This is a genomic window from Pedobacter rhodius (assembly GCF_027213645.1).
Taxonomy (GTDB): Bacteria; Bacteroidota; Bacteroidia; order Sphingobacteriales; family Sphingobacteriaceae; genus Pedobacter; species Pedobacter rhodius.
In genome coordinates this window covers 93909-105749 of record NZ_JAPWGL010000002.1, presented here as the reverse complement: position 1 = coordinate 105749, position 11841 = coordinate 93909, and the positions used below count along the sequence as shown (strand labels likewise).

Annotated in this window: 7 protein-coding genes; 3 read left to right on the top strand and 4 right to left on the bottom strand. The window is 37.9% G+C overall.

Annotated features, from left to right (window positions below; all coding sequences use genetic code 11):
- The first annotated feature begins 183 nt into the window (after positions 1 to 183).
- Both O0931_RS06000 and O0931_RS05995 read left to right on the top strand, forming a co-directional pair.
- Complete coding sequence (locus O0931_RS06000; RefSeq protein ID WP_269414655.1) at positions 184 to 606, top strand: nuclear transport factor 2 family protein; 423 nt, start codon at positions 184 to 186, stop codon at positions 604 to 606.
- A 79-nt stretch (positions 607 to 685) separates the two neighbouring features.
- Entirely contained in the window at positions 686 to 1795 is a 1110-nt protein-coding gene (locus O0931_RS05995) for an ATP-binding protein (RefSeq protein ID WP_331283621.1), read from the top strand.
- A gap of 21 nt (positions 1796 to 1816) precedes the next feature.
- Here O0931_RS05995 and O0931_RS05990 read toward each other — a convergent pair whose 3' ends face one another.
- The 3 genes from O0931_RS05990 to O0931_RS05980 form a co-directional block, all read right to left on the bottom strand.
- Complete coding sequence (locus tag O0931_RS05990) at positions 1817 to 2221, bottom strand: hypothetical protein (RefSeq protein WP_269414654.1); 405 nt, start codon at positions 2219 to 2221, stop codon at positions 1817 to 1819.
- Positions 2222 to 2299: 78 nt separating this feature from the next.
- A complete protein-coding gene (topA, locus tag O0931_RS05985) occupies positions 2300 to 4861 on the bottom strand; it encodes a type I DNA topoisomerase (RefSeq protein ID WP_269414653.1) in 2562 nt (853 codons plus the stop codon).
- A gap of 132 nt (positions 4862 to 4993) precedes the next feature.
- On the bottom strand, positions 4994 to 6055 hold the full coding sequence (locus O0931_RS05980; protein ID WP_269414652.1) for a serine hydrolase domain-containing protein: 1062 nt from the start codon (positions 6053 to 6055) through the stop codon (positions 4994 to 4996).
- A gap of 216 nt (positions 6056 to 6271) precedes the next feature.
- On the opposite strand from O0931_RS05980, the gene O0931_RS05975 reads away from it, so the two are divergent.
- Positions 6272 to 8467, top strand: coding sequence for a B12-binding domain-containing radical SAM protein (locus tag O0931_RS05975; protein WP_269414651.1), 2196 nt, complete (start codon positions 6272 to 6274; stop codon positions 8465 to 8467).
- An 82-nt stretch (positions 8468 to 8549) separates the two neighbouring features.
- Here the strand turns inward: O0931_RS05975 and O0931_RS05970 are convergent, their stop codons facing one another.
- Positions 8550 to 11777: an amidohydrolase family protein gene (locus tag O0931_RS05970; protein WP_269414650.1), complete on the bottom strand. Its 3228-nt coding sequence runs from the start codon at positions 11775 to 11777 to the stop codon at positions 8550 to 8552.
- Between the last annotated feature and the right edge of the window lie 64 nt (positions 11778 to 11841).

Sequence of the window (11841 nt, the reverse complement as noted above, 5' to 3'; positions counted from 1 at the left end):
GTTGAAAACACGATGCTCTGTAAAGTAAAATCTTTGAACCTATCTGATCATTAATGAGTTCGCCATTCCGCTACACTTCATATGATAGCTATCGGATCGAATTATAGTGCTTTCTGGAAATGAGTTTGTTCCTTTGCTTTGATTTAGATAAGTTTACAAACTCAACTCAATTTTCGACCAGATATGATTAAGAAACTAATAATTTTTTCGAGTCTGATTTTAATGACAAATATCTCTTTTGCACAAAAAACTGAAGTAGAAGATGCAGTAACTAAACTAACCAAACTGATGGTTTCGCCTGATAGTTCAGCTTTAGATAAAATTATCCTGAACAATTTAAGTTATGGACATTCGAGTGGGAAGATTCAAAACAAGCAGGAATTTATGCATTCATTATTATCGGGAGAATCTGATTTTGTAGATGTTAATCTAACAGACCAAACCGTGATCGTTCAGGGCAAAACAGCCTTAGTTCGTCATACTTTAAATGCCAAAACAAACGATAAAAATGTCCCTGGAAATGTAAAATTGTATATTCTACTCATCTGGAGTAAGGAAAAAGCGGGGTGGAAGTTACTTGGTAGACAGGCGGTTAAGGTGTTATAGAAATTTTTTTTACAATTTCGGAATTTGATTCCCAAATTGTAAATTTGTTTATGGTTGAAAGAATTGCAAAAAAAGAACTATTAGAATTAAAGCTGTTGCTGTAATTGGTCCTCGTCAATCCGGTAAAACAACACTAACAAAAAATGTTTTTCCAAATAAGCCATACGTTTCATTAGAAAATCCTGATACTCGTTTGTTTGCCAACGATGACCCTCGTGGATTTTTGAGTCAGTTTCCTAATGGGGCAATTTTAGATGAAGCGCAAAGAACCCCAAATCTTTTTTCCTATCTTCAACAAGCTCTTGATGAATCATCAACACCAGGAAAGTTTATTATAACTGGTTCGAATAATTTCTTGCTACAGGAAAGCATAGTTCAGAGCCTGGCAGGTAGAATAGGCTATATAAAACTTTTACCTTTTTCTGTTTCCGAATTAAAATCAGTTAATATCATTTCTAATGATATAAATGTGTTTCTAGTGAAAGGAGGGTATCCACCAATTTACGATCAAAATATTCCTCCATTTAAATGGCATCAAAATTACATCAATACATATTTAGAAAAAGATGTTAGGCAAATTAAAAATATTACCAATTTATCCTTATTTGAGCGATTTTTGAGATTATGTGCTGGCAGGGTTGGTCAGTTACTAAATATGAATAGCTTGGGAATTGAGGTGGGAGTAGACGGTAAAACTATTGCCTCCTGGATTGGTATTTTGGAAAGTAGTTTTGTTATTTACCTTTTAAAACCTCACCATCAAAATTTTAATAAGCGAATAGTTAAAATGCCTAAGCTATATTTTTATGATACTGGTTTGGTTGCTGCACTTTTAGGGATACAAAGTGAAATTCAGCTAGATACTCACCCGGTTAAAGGCAGTCTGTTTGAGAACATGATTGTTGTAGAAATGCTTAAAAGTAGATTTAATCTAGGTTTAAGTGATAATATTTTCTTTTGGCGAGATAATGTAGGCAATGAAATCGATATTTTGATTGATGATGCAGGACAACTTACACCAATTGAAATAAAAGCAGGTAAAACAATTAATAATGATTATTTTAAAGGAATAACTTTTTGGAATAAATTAACAAATAGTACTGGTGGCCAGATAATTTACGCAGGAAGTGAAAAACAATTAAGAAGTAATAATATTACTATATCTTCTTGGAATAATACAGATTTTTAACTTGATAAATCTTCAAAGACTTTATTTAATCATCACTCCAGGTCTGTTCACTAATGGTATTTTAATTAGGTTCGAATCGATAATGCTTTCCGGGAGGAAAATAAATTTCTTATCGTAAATGGTAGAACCAATGTAATAACTTAACCAATATTCGTTAGTTAAACCAAAAACTTCGGGGTCAATGGCTTCAACGCCTTTAAAATCATTCGCATTCATATCACCAATAAAATGCCTTAAGACAGAAGTTTTAACTTGCTTTCCATCTTTCTCGCCATAACCTTTCGAACTGATTAAAACATTGGTAAGCGGCTCGTTTTTTAAGTTAACAATGTAAACAGTCCAGTTTTTTACCTCCGGCGTTTCGCCCATTAGCACAACGGCCATGGCGATATCTTCAACTGTATTTTCTGGTAAATCTGCTTTCATTTGGACGATTAAGGATAAAGGAACAAAGATTAAAGACAATCAATCATTAGAGTTTAAACACTTAATCTTTGTTCAAAATTACTTCTTCTTCGCTATAGCCTTTTTAGCCGGCGCTTTTTTCTTCGCAGGTGCCTTTTTCTTTGTTTCAAAAGCGTTTGGTACTTGCTCTACGATCATTTTTTTAATCACGTCCAAATCAACCTCAGCCAATTCTTCAGCGGTATATTTTTGTTTTGTCGCTTCGTTATTTCTCAGTTTCAGCATCAATTTACCGAAACGGATGAACGGTCCCCAACGGCCATTTTCAATAGAAATTTTTTCTGCATCCCAGGTTTTAATGTATCGGTTAGCCTCTTTTTCAACTTTCTTACTAATTAAGGTTTCGATATCAGCCTGCGATAAATTATCAAAATCGTAGCCTTTAGCCGGGATATTGATAAACAAATCGTTCCATTTTATGAAGGGACCAAAACGACCTTTGCCTTTTGTTACACCTAAACCTTCGTAATAGGCGATAGGCGCATCAGCATCCATTTTTTCCTGTATAATTTGAACAGCTCTTTCATAAGTAACAGAAAGTGGTTCCTCGTTTTTAGGTAACGAAATAAAAGCCTCACCCCATTTCACATAAGGACCAAAACGGCCAACGCCAACCATCACCTCCTTGCCTTCAAAATCTGGCAGCTGCATGGGCAGCTTAAACAATTCCAGAGCTTCATCTAAGCTAATGGTGGCAACTGACTGATTACGCATCAAACTTGCATAACGCGGTTTTTCTTCCTCATCAAGCTCGCCGATTTGAACCAGCGGACCAAACTTTCCAACCTTGGTATAAACATTTTTCCCACTTACGGGGTCTAAGCCCAGTAAACGTTCGCCTGTTGCACGTTCGGCAGTTTCCAACGTGGTTTCAACTTCTGTATGGAAAGGGCTGTAAAAAGAGTGCAGCATTTTAGTCCACTCTTGTAAACCTTGCGCAATTTCATCAAATTCTTTCTCCACTTTGGCCGTGAAGTTAAAATCTACAATTCCTTTGAAGTGTTCAACTAAAAAATCATTTACAACCTCACCAATATCGGTAGGGAAGAGTTTTTGCTTTTCGGCACCTGTAATTTCAGATTTTGTATCTTTAGTTACTTTACCATCGGCTAAAGTGATGGCTGTAAATTTACGCGGTTTACCATCTCTATCTTCTTTAACAACATATCCACGATTTTGAACCGTAGAAATGGTTGGTGCATAAGTAGATGGACGACCAATGCCCAGTTCCTCTAATTTTTTAACTAAACTGGCTTCTGTATATCTTGCCGGCGGACGGGAATAACGTTCCGTTGCCTGCATTTCTTTTAAAAATAATTCCTGTCCTTTAGCTAAGGGAGGTAAAATTGAACCGCCTTCTTTTTCTTCGCTTTCTTCATCATCCGTAGATTCTAAATAAACTTTTAAGAAACCATCGAATTTTAAAACTTCGCCTTCAGCAACTAAATGTTCTTTTCTGGTTGATGCCGTAATATGAGCAGTTGTTTTCTCGAATAGGGCTTCGCTCATTTGCGAGGCAATGGATCGTTTCCAGATTAAATCATACAAACGTTTTTCTGAAATATCGCCATCAACAGTATGCCGGTCGAAATAAGTAGGGCGAATGGCCTCGTGCGCTTCCTGTGCACCTGCCGATTTCGTTTTATAAACCCTTGGTTGATGGTATTTATCGCCATAAGCCGATTTTATTTCAGCAGCAGCAGCATTAACAGCCGTTTCAGATAAATTTACGGAGTCTGTTCTCATGTAGGTAATCTTACCTGCCTCGTACAACCTTTGCGCCACCTGCATGGTTCTTGCCACCGAGAAGCCTAATTTTCTTGACGCTTCCTGTTGTAAAGTTGAAGTGGTGAAAGGTGCTGCCGGATTACGCTTTGCCGGTTTGGTTTCTAAACTTGAAATATCAAATTTAGCTGTAGCACAGTCCTGTAAATATTTTTCAGCATCTGCTTCGCTTTCGAAACGTTGTGGTAACTCGGCTTTAACAATTTCTTTTCCCTTACCGGTAGAAAACTGGGCAGTAATTTTATAAGCAGCAGCAGCATTAAAGTTTTGAACTTCTCTCTCTCTGTCGACAATTAAACGTACCGCAACGGATTGTACCCGGCCAGCAGAAAGCGATGGTTTTACTTTCTTCCATAATACAGGAGAAAGTTCAAAGCCCACTAATCTATCTAAAACACGACGAGCCTGTTGTGCATTAACCAAATTGTAATCAATACTCCTCGGACTATCAATTGCTTTTAATATTGCCGGTTTGGTGATTTCATGAAAAACGATACGCTTGGTTTTCTCCACTTTCAAGCCTAAAGTTTCGAATAAATGCCACGAAATGGCTTCTCCCTCACGGTCTTCATCGGACGCCAGCCATACCATTTCGGCTTCTTTAGCAAGTTTTTTCAATTCAGCTACAAGGGCTTTCTTATCTGCAGGAACTTCGTATGTCTGTGCAAAATCATTTGCGATATCAATCGCCATATCACCTTTAGCTAAATCCCGGATATGGCCGTAGCTCGATTTCACCAGGAAATCTTTACCTAAATAGCCTTCGATAGTTTTAGCTTTTGCGGGTGACTCGACGATTAATAAATTTTTGGCCATGAAATACGTTTTTGTGCAAATAAAGCTATAATTAAAGTATAAATCCAAACCCGGATAGAATTTTATAAGTTTTTTTATTAACTTTTCTGGAAGTTTGAATTTACAAAAGCCAATTATACGACTGAATTATAGTTAATTTATCACCGCATTTATTTTTTGCCAAAGCGCATTGTCGAAACCAGAAACCGCAAAGGATGGGTTTGCCGGATCAGATGCATTGCCCATTCTAACGACAACCATTTTTTTACTTGGTATGATGTATATCCGTTGATCTGATGCACCCATGGCCGCATACATATCAACTGGTGCATTTGGCACCAGGCTGCCTTGAAAGACAGTTTGACTCCCGGGTATCATATAAGTATTTTTACCATTTAACCACCATAAATAGCCATAAGAAGGATTAATGCTTTGTGAAGATTTTATACTTTCGGAAAAATAAGATTCGTTAATTATTTGCTCATTATTCCATTTTCCATTATTTAATGCGAGCAAACCAAATCTGGCCATACTACGTGTATTACTATTATAAATTTTGAATATGACGCCGTTATCCCAAAAACCATCCATACCTATTTTGTTTTTCAATTTGCTGTTAAAATAAGTTTCATAGTTTTGGTTACCGGCTGAAGCAACAACATCCATCAATTTTTGAAAAACATTGGCATAGGCCCATCGGGTTCCGGCATCAGCCACATAAGTTAATTTTGATTTCACCACCAAATCGCTGCTTTCATCCAGTCCTGATGTCATTGTCAGTAAATGTTTTACCGTGATTAAATTTTCTTTAGCTGCAGGTTCGCTGGTCCATCCTGAACCTAAATATTGAGATGCCGTATTGTTTATGTTCAGTAATCCCTCTTGTTGTGCTATGCCTGTTACTACAGAAGTTAATGTTTTGCCGGCACTATTCCATTGCCATGTTGTTGTGGGTGTATGTCCATCAAAATACTCTTCTAAAACAATTCTTCCATTTACAAGAATCATAAATGATTTGGAGTTTTTTTCTGTAAGAAATTTTTTTAAGTCTGTTACGGCATTCTGATTCCAGCCCAGAGCAGATATTGATTTCGTTTCCCATTCTCCGGAAGTGTTAGATGGAAAATACATCGTTTCGGCGGGAGCAGGATTCCATTTTTTACAGCCAATAACAGATAGCAATATAAATACCGGCAAAAGTTTTAGTTGTTTCATAATGTGTGAGTTTGGTTTTTTAATACGACAATGACTATTGTAGAAGGTTTAATGGCTAAACTTAATATATGGGTATTGCAGACGAAAGCCGGAAATAGCTAAAAAAACCAAAAGAATATCAAATTTGGAGTTACAACAGAAGAAGTTCAGAATCCGGTTTTAATATTAAACTATAAGTCTTAAAATTCCCTTACTTTTGTAGAAAAACAATTTCCTTTGAAAACCGAAATTTTTGCCGTTACACCGCCATTTACCCAGCTGAATACGCCATATCCGGCAACGGCATATATAAAAGGTTTTCTGAATACCAAAAATATATCGTCAATTCAGGCTGATTTAGGTATTGAAGTGATTTTAGAACTGTTTTCAAAAACGGGATTAAGAGATCTATTTCAAGTTGATAACCAAAAATCCAAAAGCGATAATGCCAAAAGAATTCTGGCTTTAAAAGATGAATATTTAAAAACAATTGATGCGGTAATTGCTTTTCTTCAAGGCAAAAACCCAACACTGGCTTTACAGATTTGTAGTGATGATTTTTTACCTCAGGCATCCCGTTTTGTGCAATTGGAGGAACTTGACTGGGCTTTCGGTGCAATGGGAACGCAGGATAAAGCTAAACATTTAGCCACACTTTACCTGGAAGATATTTCGGATTACATTGTAGAATGTATTGATGAAAACTTTGGCTTTAGCCGATATGCCGAACGTTTAGGCAGAAGTGCAAATTCTTTTGATGAATTGTACGGTGCCCTGCAAAAAGAACCTACCTATATTGATAATATCCTGATTTCAGTTTTAAAAGATAAGATAGAAACGATTCAACCCAAACTGTTTTTAATTTCAGTTCCTTTTCCGGGTAATTTATACAGTGCTTTTCGTTGTGCGCAATGGGTAAAAGCCAATTATCCTGGAATAAAAATTTCGATGGGTGGCGGCTTCCCGAATACTGAATTACGCTCGCTTTCTGATAAACGTGTTTTTGAGTTTTTCGATTTTATTACGTTGGATGACGGCGAATTACCAATTGAATTGCTGATTCAAAACATCAACGGAACTATTCCAGCAGAACTGCAAATGTATAAACGCACGTTTCTTTTAGAAAATGACGAAGTTGTTTATAAAAATGATTCATTCCGGAAAGATTATAAACAAGCTGATGTGGGTACGCCTGATTATGAAGGTTTACTGTTGGATAAATACATTTCGGTTATTGAAATTGTAAATCCGATGCACCGCATGTGGAGCGATGGCCGCTGGAACAAACTGACGATGGCGCATGGCTGTTACTGGGGTAAATGCACTTTCTGCGATATTTCTTTAGATTACATTAAGATTTACGAACCTGTTCAGGCAAAACAAATTGTAGATAGGATTGAGGATTTATATGCGAAAACCGGGCAAAATGGTTTTCACTTCGTAGATGAAGCCGCGCCGCCTGCATTGATGCGGGAAGTGGCTTTGGAAATCATCCGCAGAAAGTTAGCGGTAACCTGGTGGACAAATATTCGTTTCGAAAAAAGCTTTACTGCCGATTTGTGTTTGTTGCTGAAAGCATCCGGCTGCATTGCGGTTTCAGGTGGATTAGAAGTGGCATCCGATAGGTTATTAAAACTGATTGATAAGGGTGTCACGGTGGAGCAGGTGGCAAAAGTAACGCGAAATTTTACGGCTGCAGGAATCATGGTCCATGCGTATCTGATGTATGGTTATCCTACGCAAACAGTGCAGGAAACGGTTGATAGTTTGGAAATGGTTCGTCAATTATTCGAAGCTGGTGTCTTGCAATCCGGTTTCTGGCACCAGTTTGCCATGACGGCTCATAGTCCGGTCGGTATGTATCCTGAAAGATTTGGTGTCGTTAAAGAAACAGAAATCATCGGTACTTTCGCTAATAACGACATTAACTACATCGATAAAACGGGCATCGACCATAATAAATTCAGTTACGGATTAAAAAAATCGTTATTCAATTTCATGCATGGTATCTGTTTTGATTATGAATTGCAGGATTGGTTTGATTTTAAAATCCCAAAAACAAAAATTCCAACTGATTTTATTGAACGGGCTTTAAATGATGATGATAATTTTAATACTAAACCAACCGCAAAAGTGGTATGGATAGGCGGAAAGCCATCAGCTGAATATTTTACGAAGTCGAAAAAAGGAAATACCTGGGAAATGGCCTCACTAACCTTTAACGATAAACGGGAAAGTTTTACCATTCAAACCAATAAAAACGAAGGCGAGTGGTTGGTTTCCATTTTAGAGAAGATTCATATTTCGAATGATAAAGTTTACACTTTTGCGGAAGTTAAAGCAGATTTTGAAGCCAAAATGGAAAATTTCGAATTGTTCTGGTATTCAAAACCCATAAACACTTTAAGAGAATTTGGATTGTTGGTTTTGTAAAAATTACCATATAAGAAATATAAGGTTCATATAAGCTCAAAGTCTTATATTTTTTTAAATCCCTTATATGGTAAAAAATTAATTAGTCACAATGAGGAACCGTATAAGTCCAGGTTTCTGATTCGCCGTTTGGAACGATATAACCATTTCCCTTTGCATTTTCAAACCATAATTTACCTCGAAGTTTTTCTCTGGTTCCAACTTCATTCATTGTTGCGCTGTCATACAAACGGCCATTAATCATCACGTATTTAATCTTTTCCGAATTACGGATATCATCCAAAGGATTGGCATCCATAATTACTAAATCCGCTAATTTTCCAACTTCTAATGAACCAATTTCTTTATCCATTCCTAAATAATATGCACCATTTAAAGTGGCATTTCTGATGGCTTGCAATGGGGAAAAACCACCCTGAACAAACATCCAAAGCTCCCAATGTGCACCCAATCCCTGAATTTGGCCGTGAGCACCAAGATTTACTTTTGTACCACCATTGGCAATTTGTTTAGCTGCTTTTGCAATATCGATGTGGTTATAGTCGCTATATTCAGAAGTTGTTCTGCGTCGCGCCCTGGCATCTATTATTGAACGCGGCGTGTAGGTCATTAACTTTTCATTTTCCCAAACATTCGTTCTGTCGTACCAGTAATTTTCACCCCACTGACCGCCGTAAGCCACAATTAGGGTAGGCGTATAACCAACTGAAGTATTGTTCCACAGTGTGGTTACATCCTTATAAACCGGTAAAACGGGAATGCTATGCTCGATACCGGTATGGCCATCAATAACCATATTCATATTATGGAAAAATGTTGAACCACCCTCGGGCACAACTTCCATTTTTAATTGACGGGCAGCCTCTAAAATTTGCTGGCGTTGCTCTCTGCGTGGTTGATTGTAAGATTTAACAGAAAATGCACCAACGGCTTTTAACCTTTTCAAATTTGCCATTGCATCATCCAAACTATTGATAACGACTTTAAAATCGCCATCTGCGCCATATAAAATCGATCCTGTAGAATAAACCCTCGGACCAATCATTCGGCCCGCCTTAAGCATTTCACTCTGACTGAAAACCATTTCTGTATTGCTAGATGGGTCGTGAGCAGTAGTTACTCCGAAAGCCAGATTCGCCATATAACTCCAATCGCTTTGAGGGGAAATTCCATCAGGGCTGGTACGCAAATGTGCATGAACATCAACGATGCCCGGCATAATCGTTTTGCCGTTTACATCAATTACTTTTGCGTTTGCAGGTATGGTTACCGCATCAGCCTTTCCAATCGCTGTGATTTTATTTCCATCGGTTAAAATGGTACCGTTTTCGATCACTTCATCACCCTTCATTGAAATAATTCTTGCACCTTTCAAAGCCATGAGTCCGCTTGGTGCATCACTTTTTAAGGTCAGGTTAATGTCGATTGAGCCGGCTTGAGTTTTAGGTGTTGAACCATCGAAATTGAAAGCATTGTTCACATCGATAGTAAAATATTTTGGACCTAATGTCCAATGCAGGTTTTTACTGTCGGCGCTCCATTGCATATATGTTCCGCCCTCGGTGGTCACTTTTGCCACAGGAATTGCTTTATTTACCGCCGATGCATCCTGAGCGGTTCCAACATTTATCATCGGTGTGATGTACACATTAAAAAGTTCATTAAAGGCCAGCCATTTATTATCAGGACTAACCACAAACTGGTTCGCATATTGGGAAGTAAAGTGTGTTCTTTCGTTTGCGCCGTTTAAATCAATGCTTTTTAATGCTTTTTTGCCGTCGGCATAACTTTGGAAATAAATCCGGGTATCATTATTATTGAAAGATGGCTTTATTCCATTTTCAGAAACCAAAGTTTTTGAGCCTCCATTCGCCGGCATGATAAAAATTCCTGTTCCGCGACCATAATTGTAGCCTAAAACATCATTCCCGCTACCTTTTCTAAAAACAATTTTATCACCTTTAGTTGAATATTGTGGCGAATAATAAAAACCTTTTTCATCACTTAAAGTAATCGTTTTACCTGATTTTAAATCCGTTCTTTTTATCGCTCCGCGAAGTTCATCGCTCCAGGTTGTGTAAATCACAAACTTTCCATCGGGGCTGAAAGCCGGTTCGAATTCAAAATCCAATCCGCTCGTTAATCTTTCAGGTTTGCCATTTGGCAAGTCTTGTTTGTAAAGAAAACCTGCAGCATTGAAAACAATAGTTTTTTCATCAGGCGAGGTCGTTAATTGCCTTACCATTTTAGCTGAAAAATCATTGCTGAAAACCTGTTGTTCGAAATGTAAGGCTTGCTGAACCGTTTGAATGGTATTTGCCTGAAACGGAATGGTTGAAGTGATTAAATTTCCAATTTCTGTTTTTCTGATTTTTCCTTTGGCGTAAAACACCAAACTTTTACTGTCCGGCATCCATGCAAAATTTGGATAAACACCAAAAATTGCCCAGGTTTCCTGCTGGTCGTGCGACAAATCTTCGTTTACCGGCCATTCTTCGCCCGTTTTGATATTCTGGACGTACAGTGTCGACTTTAAACGAACGCGCTTCACAAAAGCGATTAAATTTCCATCAGGCGAAACCTGCGGACGACAAGCTCCGCCTTGTTCATTAATTAAGGTATTCAGTTTTCCTGTTGTTAAATCCAGCTGACGAATGGCATAAATTGTTCCATTCGGGTCTTTACTGTATTCAAAATTAGGCCCCGGACTAACATCTTCACTAAAGTAAAGATATCTTCCATCCGGCGAAACATTTGGTTCACCGGCATCTTGCTGGTCGTTTTTACGCTTGGTGAGCTGAACACCATCGCCACCATTTATATTATATAGCCACATTTCGCCCGCACCCAAAGAGCGCCCCGCTGTGAAGTGTTTACGTGCCACTATATATTCGCTGTTCGGCATCCAGGTTGCATTATTCAGTAACCTGAACGTTTCTTTCGTAATTTGTTTTTTACCCGATCCATCGCGATTCATTAGCCAGATGTTATCGCCGCCGCTTTTATCGCTGGTGTAAGAAATGTATTTTCCATTCGGGCTAAACCTGGGTTGAACATCGTAAGCAATACCTCCACTAATTAATTTTGCCTGACCACCCGAAATCGGCATCGTATAAATATCGCCGAGCAAATCGAAAACTATTTCCTGTCCATCAGGACTCACATCGAGGTTCATCCAGGTGCCTTCATCGGTATTTAACGTAAAATTTTTAATGGTACCCTGAAATTTTTCGACATCCCATTTCTTTTCCTGGGCATTTGAAGTAAAAAATAAAAGAGAAAGCGCTGAAAGAAAATAGAGTTGTTTCATCTAAATGTTGATTAATTGTGGCGCAATTTAGCAATATCAACAGCTTTTTTATAGTTTTGATACT